19 protein-coding genes and 1 pseudogene are annotated in these 22,490 nt (G+C 71.7%); 12 read left to right on the top strand and 8 right to left on the bottom strand.

Translation table 11 applies throughout. From position 1 onward, the window contains the following. Window positions 1-44 precede the first annotated feature (44 nt). Both MED01_RS23775 and MED01_RS23770 read right to left on the bottom strand, forming a co-directional pair. A complete protein-coding gene (locus tag MED01_RS23775; protein ID WP_238670781.1) occupies window positions 45-740 on the bottom strand; it encodes a response regulator in 696 nt (231 codons plus the stop codon). Further along, entirely contained in the window at window positions 737-2,323 is a 1,587-nt protein-coding gene (locus tag MED01_RS23770) for an ATP-binding protein (protein WP_238670780.1), read from the bottom strand. The genes MED01_RS23775 and MED01_RS23770 overlap by 4 nt, the downstream gene beginning before the upstream one ends. 97 nt (window positions 2,324-2,420) lie before the next feature. Here MED01_RS23770 and MED01_RS23765 point away from each other — a divergent pair, with 97 nt between their 5' ends. Then, window positions 2,421-3,803, top strand: a complete 1,383-nt coding sequence (locus tag MED01_RS23765; RefSeq protein ID WP_238670779.1) for a cation:dicarboxylate symporter family transporter — start codon at window positions 2,421-2,423, stop codon at window positions 3,801-3,803. A gap of 406 nt (window positions 3,804-4,209) precedes the next feature. Here MED01_RS23765 and MED01_RS36170 read toward each other — a convergent pair. Further along, window positions 4,210-4,797 (bottom strand): annotated as a pseudogene (locus tag MED01_RS36170) (DUF4231 domain-containing protein). Between the two features lie 97 nt (window positions 4,798-4,894). After that, entirely contained in the window at window positions 4,895-5,491 is a 597-nt protein-coding gene (locus tag MED01_RS23755; RefSeq protein ID WP_238670777.1) for a hypothetical protein, read from the bottom strand. A 193-nt stretch (window positions 5,492-5,684) separates the two neighbouring features. Here MED01_RS23755 and MED01_RS36460 point away from each other — a divergent pair, with 193 nt between their 5' ends. The 6 genes from MED01_RS36460 (at window position 5,685) to MED01_RS23720 (ending at window position 13,934) form a co-directional block, all read left to right on the top strand. Beyond that, window positions 5,685-7,841, top strand: a complete 2,157-nt coding sequence (locus MED01_RS36460; protein WP_443677142.1) for a protein kinase domain-containing protein — start codon at window positions 5,685-5,687, stop codon at window positions 7,839-7,841. A 72-nt stretch (window positions 7,842-7,913) separates the two neighbouring features. After that, entirely contained in the window at window positions 7,914-9,326 is a 1,413-nt protein-coding gene (locus MED01_RS23740; protein WP_238670776.1) for an FAD-dependent oxidoreductase, read from the top strand. Window positions 9,327-9,413: 87 nt separating this feature from the next. Further along, a complete protein-coding gene (locus tag MED01_RS23735) occupies window positions 9,414-11,603 on the top strand; it encodes an FUSC family protein (protein ID WP_238670775.1) in 2,190 nt (729 codons plus the stop codon). An 87-nt stretch (window positions 11,604-11,690) separates the two neighbouring features. Beyond that, entirely contained in the window at window positions 11,691-12,299 is a 609-nt protein-coding gene (locus MED01_RS23730) for a permease-like cell division protein FtsX (protein ID WP_238670774.1), read from the top strand. Next, entirely contained in the window at window positions 12,299-12,835 is a 537-nt protein-coding gene (locus MED01_RS23725; protein WP_238670773.1) for a SigE family RNA polymerase sigma factor, read from the top strand. The genes MED01_RS23730 and MED01_RS23725 overlap by 1 nt, the downstream gene beginning before the upstream one ends. Window positions 12,836-12,896: 61 nt before the next feature. Further along, the gene (locus MED01_RS23720) at window positions 12,897-13,934 is read left to right on the top strand and encodes an aminotransferase class V-fold PLP-dependent enzyme (RefSeq protein WP_238670772.1); all 1,038 of its coding nucleotides are present in this window, start codon (window positions 12,897-12,899) and stop codon (window positions 13,932-13,934) included. Between the two features lie 47 nt (window positions 13,935-13,981). On the opposite strand, the gene MED01_RS23715 is transcribed toward MED01_RS23720, so the two are convergent. Further along, the gene (locus MED01_RS23715) at window positions 13,982-14,503 is read right to left on the bottom strand and encodes a peptidoglycan-binding domain-containing protein (RefSeq protein ID WP_238670771.1); all 522 of its coding nucleotides are present in this window, start codon (window positions 14,501-14,503) and stop codon (window positions 13,982-13,984) included. Window positions 14,504-14,589: 86 nt separating this feature from the next. After that, window positions 14,590-15,762 (bottom strand): acyl-CoA dehydrogenase family protein, encoded by a 1,173-nt coding sequence (locus MED01_RS23710; protein ID WP_238670770.1) that lies wholly within the window; start codon window positions 15,760-15,762, stop codon window positions 14,590-14,592. A 196-nt stretch (window positions 15,763-15,958) separates the two neighbouring features. Here MED01_RS23710 and MED01_RS23705 point away from each other — a divergent pair, with 196 nt between their 5' ends. The 3 genes from MED01_RS23705 (at window position 15,959) to MED01_RS23695 (ending at window position 19,311) form a co-directional block, all read left to right on the top strand. Beyond that, window positions 15,959-16,615 (top strand): TetR/AcrR family transcriptional regulator, encoded by a 657-nt coding sequence (locus MED01_RS23705; RefSeq protein WP_238670769.1) that lies wholly within the window; start codon window positions 15,959-15,961, stop codon window positions 16,613-16,615. Between the two features lie 81 nt (window positions 16,616-16,696). Further along, a complete protein-coding gene (locus tag MED01_RS23700) occupies window positions 16,697-18,151 on the top strand; it encodes an aldehyde dehydrogenase family protein (protein WP_238670768.1) in 1,455 nt (484 codons plus the stop codon). Next, window positions 18,148-19,311: an alcohol dehydrogenase catalytic domain-containing protein gene (locus MED01_RS23695; RefSeq protein WP_238670767.1), complete on the top strand. Its 1,164-nt coding sequence runs from the start codon at window positions 18,148-18,150 to the stop codon at window positions 19,309-19,311. The genes MED01_RS23700 and MED01_RS23695 overlap by 4 nt, the downstream gene beginning before the upstream one ends. A 20-nt stretch (window positions 19,312-19,331) precedes the next feature. Here the strand turns inward: MED01_RS23695 and MED01_RS23690 are convergent, their stop codons facing one another. Both MED01_RS23690 and MED01_RS23685 read right to left on the bottom strand, forming a co-directional pair. Further along, the gene (locus tag MED01_RS23690; RefSeq protein ID WP_238670766.1) at window positions 19,332-20,081 is read right to left on the bottom strand and encodes a phosphotransferase; all 750 of its coding nucleotides are present in this window, start codon (window positions 20,079-20,081) and stop codon (window positions 19,332-19,334) included. A 126-nt stretch (window positions 20,082-20,207) separates the two neighbouring features. After that, window positions 20,208-20,495, bottom strand: a complete 288-nt coding sequence (locus MED01_RS23685) for a hypothetical protein (RefSeq protein ID WP_030488337.1) — start codon at window positions 20,493-20,495, stop codon at window positions 20,208-20,210. Window positions 20,496-20,647: 152 nt separating this feature from the next. Here MED01_RS23685 and MED01_RS23680 point away from each other — a divergent pair, with 152 nt between their 5' ends. Both MED01_RS23680 and MED01_RS23675 read left to right on the top strand, forming a co-directional pair. After that, complete coding sequence (locus tag MED01_RS23680; protein ID WP_238670765.1) at window positions 20,648-21,013, top strand: PadR family transcriptional regulator; 366 nt, start codon at window positions 20,648-20,650, stop codon at window positions 21,011-21,013. Next, window positions 21,010-22,386, top strand: a complete 1,377-nt coding sequence (locus MED01_RS23675) for a permease prefix domain 1-containing protein (RefSeq protein WP_238670764.1) — start codon at window positions 21,010-21,012, stop codon at window positions 22,384-22,386. Before MED01_RS23680 ends, MED01_RS23675 begins: the two co-directional genes overlap by 4 nt. Window positions 22,387-22,490: the final 104 nt, after the last annotated feature.

The following is a 22,490-nucleotide window of genomic DNA, read 5'->3' as shown; positions in this document are numbered from 1 at the left end:
AAGGTCCCAGCAGTAACTGCAAGATCGACGCGGTGGGGGGGCGTTCAGCGGGGGCGGTATTCGACCTCGGGGCGGCCGGGGGTGCCGTAGCGGGGGGTGCGGGCGGCCCGGTCGACAGTGACCAGGTACTCCAGGTAGCGGCGGGCCGTTACCCGGGAGATGCCGGTCAGCGCGCTCACCTCGGTCGCGGACAGCCCGACCCCGGCGCGGGTGCCGTCGGTGAGCGCGGCGCGTACCCGATCGAGGGTCTGCGCGTCGAGCCCCTTGGGCAGGCTGTGCCCGGCGGCGCCGCGCAGAGTGGCGAACATCTGGTCCACCTCGTGCTGGGCGGCGACCTCGCCGTCGGCGAGCGCCTGGGCCCGGTAGTCGGCGTAGCGCTCCAGCTTGTCGCGGAACGCGGCGAACGTGAACGGCTTGAGCAGGTAGTGCGTCACGCCGAGGGACACCGCGGTGCGTACCACCGCCAGGTCCCGAGCGGACGTCACCGCGAGCACGTCGACGCTGCTGCCGGCCGCGCGTAACGCCCGGCAGACGTCCAGGCCGTGCAGGTCCGGCAGCCGAAAATCAAGGAGCACGAGGTCCACGTCGCCGCCGCCGCCCGCGCGCAGGGCCGCCATCGCCGCCCGCGCGGTGTGCGCCACCCCGACCACCACGAAACCGGGAACCCGTTCGGTGTACGCGCTGTGCGCCTCGGCCAGCAGCGGCTCGTCCTCGACGACCAACACCCGGATGGCGGTCATGACCGCTCGATTCTGCTCGGCAGCCGGACGGTGAACAGGCTGCCGCCGTCGTCGGAGCGACACACCTCGGCGCTGCCACCGTGCCGGCGTACCACCTGCCCGACCAGCGCCAGACCGAGGCCCCGACCGGTGCTCTTGGTGGACCAACCGCGCCGGAACGCGTCGGCGACCCGCTCCGGTGCCAGCCCGGGGCCGTTGTCGGCCACCCGGACCACCAGCTCGTCGTCGGTCGCGCCGACGAAGACCCGCACCCGGCGCGGCGCCGGCGTACCGGCCACCGCCTCCAGGGCGTTGTCGACCAGATTGCCGACCACTGTGAGCAGGTCACCGGTCGGCAGTGGACTGTCGTCGAGGCGGCAGTCCGGCTCGATGACCAGATCCACCCCGCGCTCGCCGGCCTGTGCGGACTTGCCGAGCAGCAGCGCGGCCAACGCCGGCTCGGTCACCGCGCCGACCACCCGGTCGGTCAGCTGTTGGGCGAGGGCCAGGTCCCGGGTGCCGAGCCGGACGGCCTCGTCGGCGCGGCCCAGCTCCACCAGGGTCAGCACCGTGTGCAGCCGGTTGGCCGACTCGTGGGTCTGCGCCTGCAACGCCTCGGTCAACGCGCGCACCGAATCCAGCTCGCTGGCCAGGGTGCGCAGCTCGGTCTGGTCGCGCAGGGTCAGCACGGTGCCGAGCACCGCACCTTCGAAGCGGGTGGTCCGCTGGTTGGCGACGAGCACCCGGTCACCGGCGACGATCGGCTCGTCGCGGGCGTCGCGGCCGGAGTCGATCAGTTCGGCCGCCGCGGGCGGCAGGTCGATCCCGGCCACCGGCTGGTCGATCACCGGCGCGTCCGCGTCGAGCCCCAACAGCCGGCGGCCCTCGTCGTTCACGAGCGCCACCCGACGATCGGTGGTCAGCACGACGAGACCCTCCCGTACCGAGTGCAGAACGGCGTCGTAGTACTCGTACATCCGCGTCATCTGGGCCGGCCCCAGACCGTGCGTCTGGCGGCGGAGCCGGCGGCTGAGCAGCCAGGAGCCGGTCGCGGCGAGCGCCAGAGCCGGCGTGACCACACCGAACAGCACAGGCAACTGGCCGAGCAGCTTCTTGTCGATCTCACGGGTGGTGATGCCCACCGAGACCAGACCGACGAGGCGTCGCCGCTCGTCGTAGACCGGAACGACAGCGCGTACCGACTCGCCGAGCGTCCCGACGTTTGTGGTGGTGAACGCGCGGCCCGCCAGAGCGGGCCCGATCTCACCGACGAACGGCTCGCCGATCCGGTCCGGGGTCGGGTGCGAGAAACGGGTGCGGTCGGGGGCCATCACCACCACGAAGTCGGTGCCCGTTGCCTGCCGGGTCGATTCGGCGTACGGCTGCAGGACCCGCGCGGGGTCGACGGTGGTGAGGGCCACGCGGACGTCGGGGGAGCCGGCCACTGTCTGCGCCACGGCGAGCACCTCGTCCTGTGCGGCCTGACGGGAGTCGCTGCGGGCCAGCCAGACGGCGCCCGCCGCCCCAGCCAGCACGAGCAGCGTCACCACCATCGCCTGGAGTGCGAAGAGTTGCCCCGCGATGCTCCACTGGCGTCGGGCCACCTCCACCACCTCCTCGTCGCGCCACCGTTCGCGCCACCGCGGTGAACAGAATGACCGCAAGGCTGTCAACGGGTGAGACGCGCTTCACATTGTCGACATGGACACCACCGCATCCGCCACCACCCCGGCACCGGCGGTCCGCCGGGACCGTACCCGTTACCTGTATCTGGCCGTCATCGTGGCCGTCGTCGCCGGCATCGTGGTCGGCCTGGTCGCCCCCGATTTCGGCAAGGAACTCAAGCCGATCGGCACCGGCTTCGTCAACCTGATCAAGATGATGATCAGCCCGGTCATCTTCTGCACCATCGTGCTCGGCGTCGGCTCCGTCCGTCAGGCCGCGAAGGTGGGCAAGGTCGGCGGCCTGGCCCTCGGCTACTTCCTGACCATGTCGACAGTCGCGCTCGCCATCGGCCTGGTCGTCGGCAACGTCATCCACCCCGGCTCCGGCCTGAACCTCGGCCCGGACCTCGCCGGCTCCGGCAAGGCCGCCGCCGGTGACGAGGCCGCCGGTACCGCTGACTTCCTGCTCGGGATCATCCCGACGACGCTGCTCTCCTCGCTCACCGAGGGCAAGGTGCTCCAGACGCTGCTGGTCGCCCTGCTGGTCGGCTTCGCCGTGCAGGCCATGGGTCGGCGGGGTGAGCCGGTACTCAGCGCCATCACCGTCATCCAGCGGGTCGTCTTCAAGGTTCTCGCCATGATCATGTGGCTGGCGCCGATCGGTGCGTTCGGCGCGATGGCCGCCGTGGTCGGCGCGACCGGCGTGGACGCCCTCAAGAGCCTCGCCCAGATCATGGTGGGCTTCTACGCCACCTGTCTGATCTTCGTGCTGGTGTTCCTGGGCGCGCTGCTGTGGTTCGTGGCCCGGATCTCGATCTTCTCGTTGCTGCGTTACCTGGGCCGTGAGTTCCTGCTGATCCTGTCGACCTCGTCGTCGGAGTCGGCGCTGCCGCGGCTGATCGCCAAGATGGAGCACTTCGGTGTGAGCAAGCCGGTCGTCGGCATCACGGTGCCGACCGGCTACTCGTTCAACCTGGACGGTACGGCGATCTACCTGACCATGGCGTCGCTGTTCATCGCCGACGCGTTGGGCAAGCCGCTGGCCGTCGGCGAGCAGATCTCGCTGCTGCTGTTCATGATCATCGCGTCGAAGGGCGCCGCCGGGGTCACCGGCGCCGGGCTGGCCACGCTGGCCGGCGGCCTCCAGTCGCACCGGCCGGACCTCGTCGACGGGGTCGGACTGATCGTCGGCATCGACCGGTTCATGTCGGAGGCGCGGGCGCTGACCAACTTCGCCGGCAACGCGGTGGCGACCGTACTGGTGGGAACCTGGACCGGCGAGTTCGACAGGGAGCGGGCGGCAGGTGTGCTGAGCGGCAATGACCCGTTCGACGAGGCCACGATGGTCGACGAGCACGACGACGAGGCGGCGTCCCGCCCCGACGAGAAGGAGGCCACGCCGGCCGGAGCCACGGCCTGAGCCCCGGCCTGAGCCCCGGCCTGAGCCACGGTCTGAGCCACGGTCTGAGCCACGGTCTGAGCCCCGGTCTGAGCCACGGTCTGAGCCCCGGTCTGAGCCACGGTCTGAGCCCCGGCCTGAGCCCCGGCCTGAGCCCCGGCCTGAGCCCCGGCCTGAGCCCCGGCCTGAGCCCCGGCCTGAGCCTCGGCCGGAGTCATGGCCTGAATCACGGGCCGGAGCCCCGGCCCGAGTCATGGCCTGAGTCACGGGCCGGAGCCCCGTCGGGAGTCACGGCCCGAGTCACGGCGTGGACCGGGGTCGCGGCGGCGCAACGCCGCGACCCCCTCCGGCGGTGATCCACTCCGCTTCCTGAAAGTCGGGGCATCCGAGCCACCGGGACACCGCGACGTCCTGAAAATCGAGTTGATCAGGGGGCGGTGGCCACCGCACCGTGTTGCCGTGTCTGCGTCCAGGCTGCGCCGGCCGCGACCGCTGCGGCGGCCACTCCGAGCAGGTCGAAGTCGGTCAGCCCGGCGGCCCTCGACACCGCCACCGCCACTGCCACTGCCACTGCCACTGCCACTGCCACTATCTCCACCACGACCGACCATCGGGTCGCCTGCGCCCGATTCGACAGCGATCGTTGGGCGTACCAGGCCCGTTGGGCCTCGAGACGGCCGGTCAGGTACGCGGCACGGCGCTCATCGAGGGAGGCGGCCCGCAGTCTCCGCATTCCTTGCGTGGTCTGTGGCCCAGCCACCGCCGGGGCCGCCAACGAGGCGGCCGACATGTCTCGGGCCGGGCCCAACAGTCGGTTGGTGAATTCCTCGGCGCTGTCGGAGTCGCTCCGGATGCGGGGAAATGGGTCAGCCGCGATGGTGAATCACCACGTGAGCGACTTGATGGATTCGGAGAAGGCTCTGCCGACGTACCACCGTTCATCGGGTCGATTGGTGAGGAGGAAGACCTCGGCGATCGCGGCCACGAGGAGCAGGGACAGCCGCAGCTCGACCACCGTTGGGGGGCGGACGACGATCCCGGCGAACAGCCGGTTCCTGGGCGGTGTAGGCGCTAGACCCAGCCGTCCACCCGGGCCGCCCGAGCGTGTGGGGCTAGGACGTGGCGGCCTTGTCGCAGGGGACGCCGATGCCGAGGTCGACGCTGTCGTTCTGGCCGTTCGACGTCACGATGAGCGGTACGCAGGCGGCCTGCGCGACCCAGGTGCCGCCGACGAAGGCCCTCCACTGGGCCTGCCCACCCTCGGGTGTGCAGGCGTGCACTGTGACGGCCGCCGCGCGCGTGCCGGTGCCGCCCCAGCCGAGCCGGGCCCTGTCCTGCCAGCCCGGCGCCACCCGCAGGTCGACGACTGTGCCGGCGCGGACGATGAGCCCCCATTTGGCGAACAGTCGTGCCGCCGGCTCGGTCTCCCCGGAATCTTCCGCCGACATCACGGGGGCGTCGGGCACCGCCACGTCTTCGCCCACCAACCGGTAGCCCGTCGGCGGTGCTGCCAGCGTGTCGACAGATGGTGTGCACGGCGGCCCACCAGTGCTTGTGCCGGTCGTCGGCGCCGCGGGGTTGGCCGGCGGCGTGGCGTGCCGGCGTGGGTCACCTGGCGGTGTGCAGGCGGCCAGGACCACCGTCAGGCACAGCAAGCCCCACCCGGCCGTGGTCCGGACGCTCCGGCGTTCGGCGGAATTCGAATTCATTCGATATTAATAGCAGGTTACCGATATACGCGTCGGTAACGTTGCGGTGGGCGACAGTGCTCGTGCCGATAGTGGAGTTATGTCTCAATGAACGATCGGTCAGCAGTCGATCTTGCGTGTGACATATCCGACTACCGCTTTTCCAGCCCCCACAGAAATTGGGCACGTAAACCTCGGCGGGTACCTTCCTTTCGTGCCAGACGCCTCTCGACAATTGATTGCCGACCGCTATCGGCTGGTCCGTCCGCTCGGCCAGGGCGGGATGGGCCGCGTGTGGCAGGCCCGCGACGAGATGCTCCAGCGCGACGTCGCCATCAAGGAGTTGGTGGCGCCGCCCGGCCTGCGTGACGACGAACGCCGCGAGATGCGCGAACGGTCCATGCGCGAGGCGCGGGCCGTCGCCCGCCTGGGCCACCCCAATGTGGTACGCGTCTTCGACGTGCTGCACGCGGGCGGCGACCCCTGGATCGTGATGGAACTCGTGCCGTCCCGGTCCCTGCAACAGGTGCTCGAAGCCGAAGGGTCGATGCCGGCGGACCGCGCCGCGCGGATCGGGCTCGGCATCCTGGGTGCGCTGCGCGCCGCGCACCGGGCTGGCGTGCTGCACCGGGACGTCAAGCCGGCCAACGTGCTGCTCGGCGACGACGGCCGGGTGGTGCTGACCGACTTCGGTCTGGCCACCCTCCCCGGCGACCCACGGATGACCCAGACCGGGATGGTGCTCGGCTCGCCGGCTTTCCTCGCGCCCGAGCGGGCCACCGACGGCGACGTGGGACCGGCGGCCGACCTGTGGTCGCTCGGCGCCACCCTCTACGCGGCGGTCGAGGGACGCACCCCGTACCACCGCTCGTCGCCGGTCGCCACGCTGGCAGCCCTCGCCACCGAGCCGCCACCGCCGGCACAACGAGCAGGTCGGCTGACCCCGCTCCTGGAAGGACTGCTGCGCCGTGAGCCGGATCAGCGGATCAGCGCCGATGAGGCGGATCGTCTCCTGCGGGAGGCCACCGCCCCGGACGTGCCAGTCGCCGAGGTGAGCACCACCGGTGGCGGGCCGTTGACCCGGATCACCGCCACGACCGCCACCGCCGACGATGGGCCCCGTCCGACGATCGTGCCCGAGTTCGTCGCCGCCGAGCCCGGTCCCCCCGCCGCGCCGGCCGTCCCCGCCGCGCCGGGTTCCGGGTCGGGGCGCAAGCGTCGGGCTCGGCTGATCGGGTCGATCGGGGCCGCCGCGCTGCTGGTCGTCCTGCTGGTCACCGCGTCCCTGCTGAACGCCGGGCTTTTCGGTGGCGTGGGTGACGGCGGAGTGGCGGCACCGCCAGTGAACCCGTCGCCGATCGCCGAGACGCCGGTGTCCAGGGTGCTGCCACCGGCGCCCGCGGGTTGGCGCTACTACCGTGACGATCCCCGTTTCCTCGTACCGGTGCCGGACGGCTGGCAGGCGCGGCGCGACGGTGAGCGCGCCGCGTTCCGGGAGCCGGACGGCAGCCGCGTGCTCGTCGTCGACGAGCTCCGGTCCATCCCAGCGGACCTGGTCGCCGAGTTGCGGGAGCGGGAGGGGGCGCAACGCGGGCGGTACGCCGACTACCGGCAGGTGCGGCTCGGCGCGTTGCGCTACCAGTTGCGGGCCGCCGAATGGGAGTGGGCGTACACCGACGAGGACGGCATGCCGATGCACACGTTGAGCCGTGTCTTCGTCGGCCACAACGGGCACGCGTACTCGATCGACTGGACCACCTCCGCCGCCGAATGGTCCGCGAGCGCGGCCGTCCTGGCGCTGATCACCGATGGTTTCCAGGGACTGCCGGTCGCCGGTGTCCCGCCGTCCCGACCCGCCGGACCGCCACCGTCGGCGAGCGTGGGGCCGCCGTCGCCAGGGACGGGCAGCGGCACGACGACCGGCCCGGGGGATCCGACGCACCAACCGGCTGCCCCGCCGCCGTCCCCCACGCCGGGCAGCACGCCCGCCGGGAAGCAGATCTCCAGTTTCGCCAGTGACCGTTGCATCGACATCCCGGACGGCAACGCCGTCGCCGGTGTGCGGCTGCAGATCTGGGACTGTCGGCGGACCGCGAAGCAGCTGTGGACCTTCCCGGCGGACGGCACCGTCCGTTCGATGGGCAAGTGCCTGGATGTCGCAGGCCACTCCACAGAGGACGGCGCTGCCGTCCAACTCGCCGAGTGTTCCGGCGCGGCGTCGCAGAGGTTCACCCTCAACAAGGCGTACGACCTGGTGAACACCAGGGCGGACAGGTGCGTCGACGTGCTCGACTCGAACCCCGACAACGGTGCGCGGCTGCAGATCTGGCAGTGCAGCGGCAACGCCAACCAGAAGTGGCGTGCCAACTGAGCGCTGACGGCAGGGGCTGAGGTGGTTACGGTCGTGGATGCCGAGGTTCCCGACCGTTCGAGGAGTGATCGCATGCCCCCCTCTCCGTCCCGGCTCTTCGCCGAGATAGCGACGGCCGAACCACCCGCCGAGACCAGAGTGGTCATGCGACGGGCGGTGGTGCTCGGTGGCAGCATGGCCGGGTTGCTGGCGGCTCGGGTGTTGAGCGACCACGCCGAGGAAGTGCTGATCGTCGAACGGGATCCGTCCGATGTCGAAGCCGGTCCACGGCCGGGCGTGCCCCAGGGCAGTCAGGTGCACGCGCTGCTGCCCGCCGGTCAGGTCCAGTTGGAGCGTTGGTTTCCCGGCATCGCCGACGAGGCGCTGACGCTCGGCGCCCCGCCGCCACCGCGTGACCCGGGCACGGCGAAGGTGTTCGTGAACGGCATGTTGGGTCTGCCGCCCGCGGCGACCGGCACCGGGCCGGCGCTGATCACCACGCGTCCGTTCCTGGAGGCGCTGGTCCGCCGACGCACCCTCGCCATCGACAACGTCCGCATGGTGTACGGCCGGGCGGAGGGTCTGCTCTTCGACCAGCGGCGGGTCAAAGCCGCCCGCTACGTGCCCGAGGGTGGCACCGAGCCCGTCGTCGAGGCGGCGGACCTGGTGGTCGACGCGATGGGGCGGTCCAGCCGGTTGAGCGACTGGCTGGCCGAACACGGGTGGCCGCGCCCGCCGTTGCACCGCATGCCGATCAAGCTGAACTACGCCACGGCGCTCTTCACCCGCGACGAGAAGGTCAGCGACGCCTGGGTGGCGGTGTTCCACACCATGGCGGGCAAGGGGCGCACCGCCCGGATCGGTGGGATCAACTCGGTCGAGGGGGACCGCTGGATCATGCTGGTGGCCGGCTACGACGGTGACCGGCCCAGCCGCGACGTCGCCGACTTCACCGCCCGTTGCCGGGAGCACTATCCCCAGATGTTCGGCGACATCGCCGAACACGGGGAGATGCTCGGCGGGGTGGTCACGTACCACCAGGCGGACAGCCGACGCCGTGACTTCCACAAGCTCGACCGTCTGCCCGCCGGGTTGGTCGCCGCCGGCGACGCCGTCGCCTCCTTCAACCCGGTGTACGGCCAGGGCATGACCTCCGCGGCACTGCACGCCTCCTGCCTGTCGAAGTACCTGCGCTCCGGTCCGAAGCCGCACGACGGGCCCGCGCACGCGTACTTCGACCAGGTCCGCGTGGTGGTCGACGCCGCCTGGCAGATCTCCACCACCGCCGACATCGAGCTGCCGCACGTCGACGGGCCGTACCCGCCCGGTTACAAGGTCACCAAGTGGTTCGGGGACCTGCTCTTCCGGGCGTCGCTGACCGACCCGGTGCTCAACGCCCGACTGGGTCGGGTCACCACAATGCTCGACCACCCGGCCGCCCTGAGCCGCCCCGGGACCCTGTTCCGGGCCATCCGGCTCGGCCTGCTCGGCGGCTCCCGGCGGTGATTCGTCGGCAAACCCGCCGCCGATGGCGGGGTGCGGTGGAGAATGGTGGGCCGGGGAGGGGTGCTGCGACGAACCGGGGGAGCGGTCGTGCTCGGAACCAGCCTCCTTGGCCGGCTTCGCCGCCGTGACCCGGGTGACGTCATCCTGCGACGCGCGGCCCGGCTGACGCTCGTCGCGTCAGTCGTCTTCTACGGCTGCCGGTACGGCGCGGGCAGCTCGACGCTCGCCACGTACGCGTTGTTCGGCACCATCGCCGCCGGGTCGTTCGCCCAGCTACCCGGTCCGGCGCCGCAACGTGCGCGGATCCTCGTGCTGTCGCTGCCGGTGGTGTGGGCGCTGATCGCGGTGGGCTCGCTGTTGGCCTGGAGCACCTGGGCGGCGGCCGGTGGCATGCTGGTCGTCGGTTTCGTGGTGGCGTTCGCCGGGGTCGGCAACCCGCGCCTGGTGGGGTTGGCCAGCGCGTTCCAGCTCTTCTACATCCTGGCGTCGTTCCCGCCGTACCAGCCGGGCACCCTGCCGCAGCGACTCGGTGGGGTGACCCTCGCCGTCGTGCTGCTCGCCGCGGCCGAGGTGTTTCTCTGGCCCGACCCGGTGCCGGTCTCCTACCGGCAGCGCCTGGCCGAGGCGGCGGACGGCATCGCCGCCTTCCTCGACGTCGCCGCCGAGCGGTTGACCGACCCGCACACGGCTGTGGGTGATCGGGACGCGCGGCGCGAGCGGGCGTACGACGTGGTGGCGGCGATCGAGCTGAACCGAAGCCCTCCAGCGTGGGCGCCGACCGCGGCGGGCGCTCAGGATCGGGCGTTGCGGATCTGCGCGGCCGCGTTACGGGAGGTGCTCGCCGAGGCGGACCGGCTGGCGGCGGACGCCCCGCCGGAGCCGATCCCGGACCTGGCGGCGGCGCGTCTGCTGCGCTCCTGCGCGAACACCACCCGCGCGGCCGGCCGGAGCCTGTCGCCGGGTGCCCCGCCGGTTGCCCCGGCCGACCTGGACGTGGCGGTCGGACGAGCCGAGGCGGCGTACCCGGTGGGATCCGGCCAGGTCCGCGACGCGCCGGACGTACCCCGGTTGTGCCGGGACGCGACAGCGCTGGCCCTCGCGGACCAGGTGCGGGTCTTCGTCGTCGGTTCCCGGGTGGCGACCGGGGCGCGCCTCGGCGGCGGCGACGCCTCCTCGGAGCTGTTCGCCTACGCCCGGCGCAGCCCATGGATGCTGTACTGGTGGCAGTTCCGCTCCCACCTGGCGCCGCGCTCGGCCCACCTGCACAGCTCGCTGCGGCTGGCCGTGGCGCTCGCCATCGCCCGGGTGGCCGCCGGGGTGTTGCAGCTGACCCACGGCTTCTGGGTGCTGCTGGCCACCCTCACGGTTCTGCGCACGTCCGCCGCCGACACCCGCACGGCGCTGCGGCCGGCCGTGCTGGGCACCATCGTCGGCGCGATCGTCAGCGGCGGGGTGATGCTCGTCGTCGACGAGCCGATCGTGTACGCGGTCGTCCTGCCTGTCACCCTGCTGCTGGCGTTCGGCGTCGGCCGCGTGCTCGGTCCGGTGTGGCAGCAGGCGCTGTTCACAGTGCTGCTGACAGTCGTCTTCGCCCAACTCAGCCCGGAAGGGTGGCGGCTCGCCGAGGCCCGCCTCGTCGACGTGCTGCTCGGCGCGGTGATCGGCGTGCTCGCCGGGGTGGCGATCTGGCCGCGCGGCGCGGGCCACGACCTGCGGCACAACGCCACCCGCTACCTGGCGGCCAGCGCGGACGCCGTCGAACAGACTGTCCAGTCGATGCTCGGTGATGCTCCGCCACCAGCGGGAGCCCTCAGCCGGGTACGGCACCGGATGGTCCTGATCGACTCGTCGTACTGCCAGTACCACTCGGAGCGGCACGATCCGCACCGTCAACAGGTGAACTGGGACGCCGTGCTGAGCGCCGGGCACCATGTCGTGCCCGGCGCGGAGTCGCTGCTGCGCCGCAACCCGCCCGGCTGCCTCGCCGGTTGGCCCGGCGCGGCGGCGCTGCTGCGGGACTCCACCGGGCGCCTGCGGTCGGCGTACGACGCCCTCGCCGACGAGGTCGCCCACGGCCGGACACCGGAGCGGGCGCCGGTCCCGACCACCTGTGTCGACCAGTTGGACCGGATCCGCCCGCTCCTCGGCGAGGCAGACCATCGGTCGGTCCGGCACCTGGTGGAGGTCGACAGGTGGCTCGCCGGCCTCGCCGACAGCCTTGCCCGGATCCCAGTGCCCGCTGCCGACGAGTCGGTCGGGCGCCGACGGCGGCCGTGACACCGGTGCCGCCGGCGTCGATGTGACCGATCCGGTGCCCCAACCAGTCATGACCTGTGGAAGCCCACCGGGGCCACGGGAGGAAACATGGATCAGAACCTACGGGTGCTCTTCGACCGCGCCGTCGCCGACGAGCCGGCACTGCCCCTGGTCGACCTGGTCGGTGACGCGGTGGCCGCCGGCACCGGCCTGCGTCGACGGCGGCAACGGCTGGTGGCGACAGGTGTCGCCGCCGTGATCGCCGTCGCGGCGGTGGGGGCGGTGAACGTGGCGACACCGCCGCAACGATCGGCGCCGCCACCAACGGTGTCGGCAGCGTTCGGCATGCTCGTGAACAGGGCATGCCACGCGCCCGCTGACGAGACCGCGACCGACGCTGCGGTCTACCTTGCTCCCGAGATCACCGCCCAGCAGCGTGGCGTGATCAACCGCGCGCTGGACGCGGATCCGGCGGTCGGGACAGTGGCGTATGAGAGCCGCGAACAGGCGCTGGAGAAGTTCAAGAAGCTGTACGCGGACGCTCCCGAACTTGTCGACAACATCGTGTCCAGCCAACTGCCGGAATCATTCCGGATCACGCTCGTCGTGCGGTCGAGGTACGCGGAGCTGGCTGAGCGCGTCAAACGCCTGGACGGGGTCGACGAGATCATCGGCATCGACTGCCCGGCCGGCACGAGCGCGTCGGCGGTCGACTGATGGCGGCTTCCCGCTGGGGCGCGGTTCGACGGCGTGAGCAGACCGCCCAGCAGGCGGAGTTCAGCGCCTTCGTCGAGGCCACCGCACCGAGGCTGCGGCGTACCGCCTACCTGATGTGTCGCGACTGGCACCTCGCCCAGGACCTGACCCAGACGACCTTCGCGAAGATGTACGCGAACTGGGGCCGGATCCGGCACACCGCGAACCTCGAGGCGTACAGCCGTCGGGTCCTCATGAACGCCGTTTTCGACCAGAACAAGCGGCGCAGCACCGCCGAGGTCGTGCTCGCCGAGCTGCCCGAGGGGTCGCCGCAACGGCCCGACGACACCACGGAGCTGCACGTCGTCCTGCTCCAGGCGTTGGCCACCCTGCCGATCCGCGATCAGGCCATCGTGGTGCTCCGGCACTGGGAGGATCAGAGCGTCGAGGCGGTCGCCAGCACCCTCGACGTCTCCGTGTCGGTGGTCAAGATGCAGAACGCCCGCGCGCTGACCAGGCTGCGGGCGTTGCTCGGTCAGGACTTCGTCCGCATCTGACAGGCCGCCGATCGCCGATTGGCAGTGCCCGTCGCGCGTCGTTCGGCCTAGCGTCGACGGCATGGAGATCGAGCAGGCGCAGAAGCTCTGGCAGCCGGAGCCTGGCTGGTTGAACACCGCCAGTTACGGGTTGCCGCCGGAGCCGGCGTGGGCGGCGTTGCAGGAGGCTCTCGCCCTCTGGCGGGTTGGTAGTACGTCGTGGGAGGGCTGGGGCGAGTCGACGAGCCGGGCTCGTGTCACCTTCGCGGGCCTCATCGGGGTGCCGGTCGGTGACGTGGCGGTCGGCGCGGCGGTGTCCCAGCTCTTCGCGCCGGTCGCGGCGGCGCTGCCCGCCGGTGCCACTGTGGTGGTCCCCGAGGTCGAGTTCACCTCGAATCTCTTCCCGTGGCTGGTTCAGCAGGAGCGTGGCGTCACGGTCCGCACTGTGCCGCTGGAGTCGCTGGTCGACGCCATCGACGCCGACACCGACCTGGTGGCGTTCAGCCTGGTGCAGTCGGCCGACGGGGCGGTGGCGGCGTACGACGAGATCGTCGCCGCGGCCCGCGCCCACGACGCGCTGGTGGCGGTGGACGCGACCCAGGCGTGCGGCTGGCTGCCGTTCGACGGCAGCCAGGCCGACGCGGTGGCGGTGGGCGGCTACAAGTGGCTGATGAATCCGCGCGGGACCGCGTACGCCTATCTGGCCCCCGGGCTGCGCGAGCGGCTGCGTCCCGACGCGGCCGGCTGGTACGCGGGCCGCGACCCGCACGCCTCCTACTACGGACCGCCGCTGCGGTTGGCCGACGACGCCCGGCGGTTCGACATCTCACCGGCCTGGTTCAGCTGGGTCGGTGCGGCACCCGCCCTGGAGGTGGTCGCTGAGATCGGCGTGCCGGCGATCGGGGCGCACAACGTGGCGTTGGCCAACCGGTTCCTGACCGGGCTGGGCCGGGCACCGGGGGAGAGCGCCATCGTCAGCGTGGACGTGCCGGACGCGGAGCAGCGCCTCGCGGCGGCCGGCATCCGGGCGGCGGTGCGCGCCGGACGGGTCCGGGCCTCGTTCCACATCTACTCCACCGAGGCCGACGTGGACGCCGCGCTGACGGCGTTGACCGGCTGACCCGTCGCCGAGGACGGCCGGCGCGCAGCCGGCCGTCCTCAGCGGCATCAGGAGCAGACGCTGAAGGTCGCCGCCGTGTACGAGAGGGTTCGCCACTCCAGGTCGACCCCGAGGCTCATGTCCCACGTGCCGTCGGCGAGGCGGCCGAAGTGAAGGATGTTGGTGCCGGCCCCGTCGTAGTAGAACCAGCCCTCGCCCTCGTACACGGCGAGTCGGGTCGCCGCCCTGGCCAGCGTCCGGGGGCCGACGACGCCGTCACCGACGAGGCCCCGGGCGGTCTGCCACTTCTTCGTGGCGGCGGTCGTCCCCGGCCCGAACCGGCAGTCGACGCCCGAGCGGGCGAGGTAACCATCCGCCCAGAGGATCAACTGCCACATCGCGACGACGTTGTTGTACGAGCGGGTCGTCGCCGAGATCGGGCCCTCGTCGCCCCAGTCGTCCGTCCAGGTGCCCGAGCCCATGACGTACCCCTGGCTGACGTTGGCCGATGCCGGCGCGGCCGGGATGGCGACGGCGCCGACCGTGGCGACGACGATCGCCGTCGCCACGGCCCTGATTCGTAGGTGCATGGAACATCCCCCTTTGGCTGAGTGGCAGCTGTCATGGGGGTAGATGGCCGGCGGGCCCACTTTGTTCACCAGGGGCGGACACGATGTCAGGCCAGGTGGCCACCGATCTTCGTGTAGCCGCGCAGCAGGTCCCGCGAGATGATCAGCCGTTGCATCTCGTCGGTGCCCTCGAAGATCCGGTAGAGCCGGACCTGCCGGTACCAGCGTTCGATCGGCAGCTCTCGGGTGTAGCCCATGCCGCCGTGGATCTGGAGCACCCGGTCGACCACCCTGTTGACCATGCCGGCGCCGTAGAGCTTGCCCATGGACGAGGCGTGCCGGGGGTCCAGGCCCGCGTCGACGGTCCACGCCGAGCGCAGCACCAGCCAGCGGGCCGCCTCCAGCTCCGTCTCGGAGTCGGCGATCATCCACTGGATGGCCTGGTTGGTGCCGATCTTCGTGCCGAAGGTCTCCCGGGTGTTCGCGTACTCGATGGCCATCTGCAACACCCGCTCGGCGATGCCGATGGCGTGCGACGGGATGGTGTAGCGCCCCTTGCCGATCCACTCCATGCCGAGCGTGAAGCCCTGCCCGATCTCACCGAGGATGTTGCGGTGCGGCACGCGTACGCCGTCGAAGATGAGGGACGCGGGCCCGCCCTCGCCCATCGTCTGGATGAACTCCGAGCGCCAGCCCATCGACCGGTCCACCAGGAACGCTGTGGCGCCGCCGTTGCGGGCGCCCTTCTCCCGGTCGGTCACGGCCACCACGATGGCGAAGTCGGCGTCGTGACCGCCGGTGATGAAGGTCTTCTCACCGTCGAGGATCCAGTCGTCGCCGTCACGGCGGGCGGACAGCCTGATGTTGGCGGCGTCGGATCCGGCGCCCGGCTCGGTGATCGCGAAGCAGGAGCGTCGCTCGCCCTCGATGGTCGGGATGAGGAACTCCCGCTTCTGCTCCTCGGTGGCGTGGAACAGGATGTTGTCCGCCTCGCCGCCGAAGCGGAACGGCACGAACGTGCGGCCCAGCTCGGTCCAGATCAACGACTGGAGTACGGCTGGCAGGTTCATCCCGCCGTACTCCTCCGGGGTGGCCAGGCCCCAGAAGCCGAACTTGCGCGCCTTGAGTTGCAGTTCGCGCACCTCGGAGTGGTCGAGGCCCGGCTGGTGCGCCCGTTCCCGGCGGAGCACCTCCGCTTCCAGGGGCATCACCTCGCGGGTGATGAACGCGCGCACGGTGTCCCGGACGGCGCGTTCCTCGTCGGACAGTGCGAAGTCCACGGTTCCCCCTCGGTCGGCGTGGTGGTGCGCCGCCACGGGCCGCGGCGGTCCCTCATAAACTAGCGGTGTAAGTTTTCATTCGTCCAGACCCCTTCTCCGGCCGACGTGGTGACGCCTGCCCGCAGGCGGTCCCGGATAGGGTGCGTGAACAGGTGGTTCCCACGGGGAGGGACACCGCAGACCGAGGAGTTCCGACGTGCCCCGACCTCGACGGCCTCTGCTCACCCGCGACCGGATCGTCGAGACGGCGCTCGCGCTGATCGACGCCGACGGGCTCGGCGCGCTCTCCACCCGCCGACTCGCGGCCGCGCTCGGCGTGCAGGGTCCCTCGCTCTACAACCACTTCGCCACCAAGGACGAGATCCTCGACGCGGTCGCCGACACGGTCACCGGTGCTGTCGACACCAGCGGCTTCGCCAGCCGGGACTGGCTCGCCGCGCTGCGGGACTGGGCCTGGTCGTACCGTCGGGCGCTCACCGCGCATCCGAACATCGTGCCGTACCTGGCGCAGGGGCCGGGTCGTCGACCGGCCGCCCTGGCCATGGCCGACGCGGTCTACGGCGGTCTGGTCCGGGCCGGTTGGCCGCCGGCCCGCGCCACCCACATCGGCGCGGCGCTGCGGTATTTCGTGGCCGGCTCGGCGCTCGGCTCGTTCGCCAGGGGTTTCGTCGAGGACCCGGAGCTGTACGCGGCGCACTACCCACACCTGCGCCAGGCCCACCGGCTCGCCGAACACCAGCAGAGCGTGGACGAGGGCGCTTTCGCCCTCGGCCTGGACGCCCTGCTGCACGGTCTGGCCGCCGAGTACACCCACACCGTCGAGACGGTGGAGTCCGCAGGGTCCAACGGGTAGCGTCCAAACTCCCAGCGCTAGTTTCATCGCCCGTCGCGACCCCCGTCGCCATCGCCCATCGCCCACCCTCGAAGGGACGACATGGACCTCGCCGCCCCGCCGTCGCTGTTGCCCGACCCCCTGCGCCTGCGGCGCCACCTGCACGTCGGCGGGGAGTGGACGCCGCCCGCCGACACCGGTCTCATCGACGTGGAGAACCCGAGCACCGGGGAGCTGATCGGGCAGGTGCCGGCCGGCACCCCGGCCGACGTGGATCGCGCCGTGGCCGCGGCCCGGACCGCGTTTCCCGGCTGGTCGGCCGCGACCCCCGCCGAGCGCTCCGCCCACCTCGACCGGCTGCACGCGGCGCTCACCGCTCGCGCCGACGACCTCGCCCGCACCATCGCCGTGGAGCTGGGCTCGCCGCTCAAACTCGCCACCCGGGTGCAGGTCGGGCTGCCACTGACAGTGCTGCGCGACCACGTCGCGCTCGCCGCCCGCGCGCCGGTCGAGGAGAGCATCGGCAACTCCCTCGTGGTCCGCGAGCCGATCGGCGTGGTCGGCGCGATCACCCCGTGGAACTACCCACTGCACCAGGTGATGGCGAAGCTGGCACCCGCCCTGGCCGCCGGCTGCACGGTGGTGCTCAAACCCAGCGAGCTGACCCCGTTGACCGCGTACCTGCTCTTCGACGCGGTCACCGAAGCCGGCCTGCCGCCGGGCGTGCTCAACCTGGTCCCCGGCACCGGGCCGGTGGTCGGCGAGGCGCTCGCCGGGCACCCCGACGTCGACCTGGTCTCCTTCACCGGCTCCACCGCCACCGGCGCGCGAATCATGCGGCTCGCCGCCGACCGGATCGCCCGGGTCGCGCTGGAGTTGGGCGGCAAATCCGCCAACGTGATCCTCCCCGACGCGGACCTGGCCACCGCCGTCAAGGTGGGCGTCGGCAACGCCCTGCTCAACTCCGGGCAGACCTGTACCGCCTGGACCCGGATGCTTGTGCACAACGATCGATACGACGAAGCCCTGCACCTGATCGCCACGGCGGTGGCCGGCTACCGACTCGGCGACCCGTTCGACCCGGCGACCCGGCTCGGCCCGCTGGTCTCCGCCGCCCAGGCCGAGCGGGTGCGTGGCCACATCGACAGGGCCCTCGCCGACGGCGCCCGGCTGGTCGCGGGCGGGCCTGAGGCCCCGGTGCCGACCCGGGGGCACTTCGTCGCACCGACCGTCTTCGCCGACGTGCACCCCGACAGCGCGCTCGCCCAGCAGGAGGTCTTCGGCCCGGTGCTCGCCGTCATCCCGTTCGCCGACACCGACGAGGCGGTCGCCATCGCCAACAACTCGAAATACGGGCTGGCGGGCGCGGTCTGGTCCGCCGACACCGACGCGGCGCTCGCGGTTGCCCGGCGACTGCGTACCGGCGCCGTCGACATCAACGGCGCCCCGTTCAACCCGCTCGCCCCGTTCGGCGGTTACAAGCAGTCCGGCCTGGGTCGGGAGTTGGGCGTACACGGGCTGGCCGAGTTCTGCGAGCTGAAGGCGATCCAGCGATGACCGACCCCGAGCTGTCCCCGGCCGCGCCGGGCCGCCCCGAGCTGTCCCCGGCCGCGCCGGGTGGCGGCAGCACCGAGCCGGTCATTGTTCGCGCGCTGGTCGCGCGCGGGTCCGGCGCCGAACTGCGGGTCGAGCGGGTACGCCTGCCCGCGCCCGGCCCCGGCGAGGTGCGGGTGACGATCAGGGCGGCCGGTGTCTGCCACTCCGACCTGTCCATGGTCAACGGCACCCTCGCCGCGAGGTTCCCGCTGGTGCTCGGGCACGAGGCGACCGGCGTGGTGGCCGAGGTCGGGCCGGGCAGTCAGCTGACCGTCGGCACTCCGGTGGTGCTCAACTGGGCGCCGGCCTGCCGGGCCTGCTGGTGGTGTCGGCGCGGCGAGCCGTGGCTCTGCGCCGACACCACGGCCCCGACAGTGCCGCGCGGCGAGACCGACGACGGGGTCCCGCTGCACCTGACCCTCGGCCTCGGCGCGCTCGCCGAGGCGGTGGTGGTACCCGAGCGTGCCGTCATCCCGATCCCCGCCGGGCTGCCGCCCGAGCAGGCCGCACTGCTCGGCTGTGCGGTGCTCACCGGCGTCGGCGCGGTCCGGAACACCGCCCGGGTGACACCCGGTGAGTCGGTCGCTGTCGTCGGGCTCGGTGGGGTCGGGCTCGCCGTGCTCAGCGCGGCCCGCCGGGCCGGTGCCACGACGATCCTGGCCATCGACGTCGCCGAGGCGAAACGGGATCTGGCGCTCGCCGCCGGGGCGACCGACTTCCTGCTCTCCGACGACCGGCTCTCCAAGGAGGTGCGGGCGCGCACCGAGAGCCGGGGCGTCGACCACGCCTTCGAGTGCGTCGGTCGGGCCGCCACCATCCGCGCCGCCTGGCGGCTGACCCGGCGCGGGGGAGCGGTGACGGTGGTCGGCATGGGCGCGAAGGACGACATGGTCAGCCTCGGCGCGCTGGACATCTTCCACTCCGCGCGCACGCTGCGCTCCTCGGTGTACGGCTCGTCCGATCCGGACCGGGAGGTGCCGGTGCTGGCCGCCGAGTTGGCCGACGGCGCACTGGATCTGGGTGTGCTGGTCAGCGGGACGGTTCCGTTGGACGAGGCGCCGGCGGCGTTCGACCGGTTGGCCCGGGGCGAGGGCGCCCGCTGGGTGGTCACCCTGGACTGACGCTGGTGACAGTCGGGAACTCAGCGCGTCGACGATCTCAGCACGTCGACCTCGCAGCCTGGTGCCCACGGGTCGAAGCCATGCTCGACGAGCCAGCGGATCGCCAGCAGGCTTCGCAGCGACCACCACGCGCGGATCACGTCGAGGTCGACGTCGGTGCGGTAACCGGCGAGGAGGTCGCCGAGGTGCTCCTCGTGGCCGAGCGTCAAGGTGGCGAGGTCGAAGAGGGCGTCGCCCCGGCACGCCTCGGACCAGTCGAGTACGCCGGTGAGCTGGTCACCGTCGACGAACACGTGGGTGATCTGTAGGTCGCCGTGCGTGAATACCGGGGTCCACGGCCGGAGCGCCGCCTCGGCGACCTGGCGGTTGCGCGTGACCAGGTCGGTGGGGAGGACGCCGTTGGCGACGAGCCACTCGCATTCGGCGTCGAGTTGCGATGTCAACTCGTAACAGGTTCGCCCGGGCCATGGCGGTAGCGGCGCGTCGTGCAGCGTCCGAGCGGCGGCACCCGCCGCGGCCCACGCCGCCGGCGACGCGGTCGACGGCTCGCCGAGGCGGCCAAGCGCCGTTCCGGGCAGGGCGGCGAGCGCGAGCACTGGCGGCTTGCGCCAGAGAACCTCGGGGGTCGGGACCGGCGCCAGCGCCATCGCCTCGACCTCGACGTCGGTGCGCCCCGGATCAGTGTCGATCTTCAGGAACACGTCGCCGACGCGTACTGTCGCCCGTTCCTGGTGGGCGACGACGACTTCGACCTCCGGCACAACGGCCATTGTCGCGACACGACCATCGACATCCCAGCGATTTGTCGGGCGCGACTGGCGTGGTTGGCCAGGTGCCCTGGGTCGACCCGGAAAGGGTCAACCCTGGGCACCCGGGCGACGAGAGCGGGCGACTGGTCAGAAGGGTGGGGCGTCCTCGCCCATCAGCGCCAGCACGACGCCGCCCTTGCCGCTCTTGAGGCCCTGGACGACGACCTTGCCGGTGCTGCCGTCGGGCAGCTCCAGGGTGAAGGTCTTGCCGACTGCGTTCTTGGGGCCGTTGCCGGCGCTGTTGGCGGGGCGGAAGTCGCCTGCCCAGGGCGGAATCCCGCCCCTACGGGCCGGCTCGGCGAAGAGCGCGGCGGTGCCGGGGGTCCTGGTGCCGTCTGAGGAAAGGAGCACTGAGGCGCTGCGAAAGGTAGCCATATGCGCCAAGGCTAACCCGGAATTGCCCGATCGCGGCACCACAGTTGCCCGTGACGGCGATTCGGCCGGCGTCTCGCTCCCGGCCGTTGCGCCGGGACCCATACCTAGCAGTACTATGCATCGTACTTCTAGGTTTAGGGGCGGGAGGTTCCGTGAAGGTCGCCAAGGATCTGGTCGCCGCCTCGGCGACGCCGATGGTGCTCGGCATCCTGGCCGAGGGCGAGAGCTACGGCTACGCCATCCTCAGGCGGATCAACGAGCTGTCCGGGGGTGAGCTGGACTGGACCGAAGGGCTGCTGTACCCGCTGCTGCACCGGCTCGAGCGCCTCGGTCACCTGGAGTCGAGCTGGCAGGCGGTCGCCGGTGAGCGGAAGCGCAAGTACTACCGCATCACCGACCGGGGCCTGGCCGAGCTGGCCGAGCAGCGCCGGCAGTGGGACACAGTGGTGGGCGCGCTCAAGGAGATCTGGCACGACCGCGCGCCGCAGACGGTGCGCCCGTTGGAGGGCCTCGCATGACGGCGCACGAGGGGCCGCAGGGATTGGAAGCGCAGTTCGAGCAGTGGCGTCAGTACGTGCTGCGTCGCCGGGAGATGCAACCTGTGGACGCCGACGAGTTGGAAGACCACCTTCGTGGTTCCGTCGACGAACTCGTCGCCGCCGGCCTGAGCCCGGACGAGGCGTTCCTGGTCGCCGTGAAACGGATGGGCAGCCTCGACGACCTCTCCCGCGAGTTCGCCCGGGAACATTCCGAACGGCTGTGGAAGCAGTTGGTGCTGACCGGCGACTCCGGCAACCCGGTCGGCAGCGCTCGCTCCCGCCGGGACCTGTGGGTCATGCTCGGCTGTGCGGCGGGTGCCGTGGTGTCCGTGAAGGTGCCGGCGTTGTTCGGGCTGAGCTTCGCCGACAACGGCTCGTTCTACGCGCGCAACTTCACACTGTTCGCGCTGCCCTGGCTGGCGGCGTACCTGGCCTGGCGTCGGGGAGCCCGACGGACGGTCATCGCGGCACTGGCGGCGCTCTTCGTCCTCGGCGCCGTGGCCGCCAACGCCTACCCCCTGGCGGACGACTCGCAGTCAGTGGTCGTCACCAGCATCCACCTGCCCATCGCCCTATGGCTGGTGGTCGGCCTGGCCTATGTCGCCGACGACTGGCGCTCCTCCCGTCGACGCATGGACTTCATCCGGTTCACCGGCGAGTGGTTCATCTACCTGGTGCTGATGGCCCTCGGCGGCGGTGTGCTCGCCGCGTTCCTGTTCAACACCTTCGCTGCCATCGGGATCGTCCCGGAGGCGTTCATCTCACAGTGGCTGCTGCCCGGTGGCGCCGCGGCCGCGGTAGTGGTGGCCGGGTGGCTCGTCGAGGCCAAGCAGAGTGTCGTCGAGAACATCGCGCCGGTCCTCACCAGGCTGTTCACCCCGCTCTTCACTGCCGCCCTGCTCGCCTTCCTGGTCGCTGTCGTCTGGACCAGCCACGGCATCGACGTCGAGCGGGAGGCGCTGCTCCTCTTCGACCTCCTGCTGGTCGTGGTGCTGGGGCTGCTGCTCTACTCACTCTCGGCCCGTGACCCGCTGGCCCCGCCCGGCCCGTTCGACAAACTCCAACTCGCGCTCGTGGTCAGTGCGTTGGCCATCGACGTGCTGGTGCTGCTGGAGATCACCGGGCGCATCACCGACGAGTACGGCGGTACGCCGAACCGGGCGGCGGCGCTCGGCGAGAACGTGATCCTGCTGGTCAACCTCGCCTGGTCGGCGTGGCTGCTGCTGTCCTTCATCCGTCGGCGCACGCCGTTCGCGGCGCTGGAGCGGTGGCAGACCGGCTACCTGCCGGTGTACGCCGCGTGGGCCTGGACCGTGGTCCTCGTGTTCCCGCCGCTGTTCAGCTTCGCCTAGTCGGCGCGATCGACCCGCCGCGCGGTGGCGGTCGGTGCGCTGCTCGACGGTGCGGCCCCGGCCGCACCGATGTCGGCGCACACCGGTCAGGCAGTCCGTGACGA

Origin of the sequence: Micromonospora alfalfae (genome assembly GCF_022230925.1) — a bacterium.
Taxonomy (GTDB): Bacteria; Actinomycetota; Actinomycetes; order Mycobacteriales; family Micromonosporaceae; genus Micromonospora; species Micromonospora alfalfae.
Note: the sequence above shows the minus strand (reverse complement) of the source record. Positions and strands in the feature narration are given on the sequence as shown.

Bases quoted from the DNA above. Each gene is read 5' to 3' on its own strand.
- MED01_RS23775 (WP_238670781.1), bottom strand. From the start codon at position 740: ATGACCGCCATCCGGGTGTTGGTCGTCGAGGACGAGCCGCTGCTGGCC.
- MED01_RS23765 (WP_238670779.1), top strand. From the start codon at position 2,421: ATGGACACCACCGCATCCGCCACCACCCCGGCACCGGCGGTCCGCCGG.
- MED01_RS23755 (WP_238670777.1), bottom strand. From the start codon at position 5,491: ATGAATTCGAATTCCGCCGAACGCCGGAGCGTCCGGACCACGGCCGGG.
- MED01_RS23740 (WP_238670776.1), top strand. From the start codon at position 7,914: ATGCCCCCCTCTCCGTCCCGGCTCTTCGCCGAGATAGCGACGGCCGAA.
- MED01_RS23730 (WP_238670774.1), top strand. From the start codon at position 11,691: ATGGATCAGAACCTACGGGTGCTCTTCGACCGCGCCGTCGCCGACGAG.
- MED01_RS23725 (WP_238670773.1), top strand. From the start codon at position 12,299: ATGGCGGCTTCCCGCTGGGGCGCGGTTCGACGGCGTGAGCAGACCGCC.
- MED01_RS23720 (WP_238670772.1), top strand. From the start codon at position 12,897: ATGGAGATCGAGCAGGCGCAGAAGCTCTGGCAGCCGGAGCCTGGCTGG.
- MED01_RS23715 (WP_238670771.1), bottom strand. From the start codon at position 14,503: ATGCACCTACGAATCAGGGCCGTGGCGACGGCGATCGTCGTCGCCACG.
- MED01_RS23700 (WP_238670768.1), top strand. From the start codon at position 16,697: ATGGACCTCGCCGCCCCGCCGTCGCTGTTGCCCGACCCCCTGCGCCTG.
- MED01_RS23695 (WP_238670767.1), top strand. From the start codon at position 18,148: ATGACCGACCCCGAGCTGTCCCCGGCCGCGCCGGGCCGCCCCGAGCTG.
- MED01_RS23690 (WP_238670766.1), bottom strand. From the start codon at position 20,081: ATGGCCGTTGTGCCGGAGGTCGAAGTCGTCGTCGCCCACCAGGAACGG.
- MED01_RS23685 (WP_030488337.1), bottom strand. From the start codon at position 20,495: ATGGCTACCTTTCGCAGCGCCTCAGTGCTCCTTTCCTCAGACGGCACC.
- MED01_RS23675 (WP_238670764.1), top strand. From the start codon at position 21,010: ATGACGGCGCACGAGGGGCCGCAGGGATTGGAAGCGCAGTTCGAGCAG.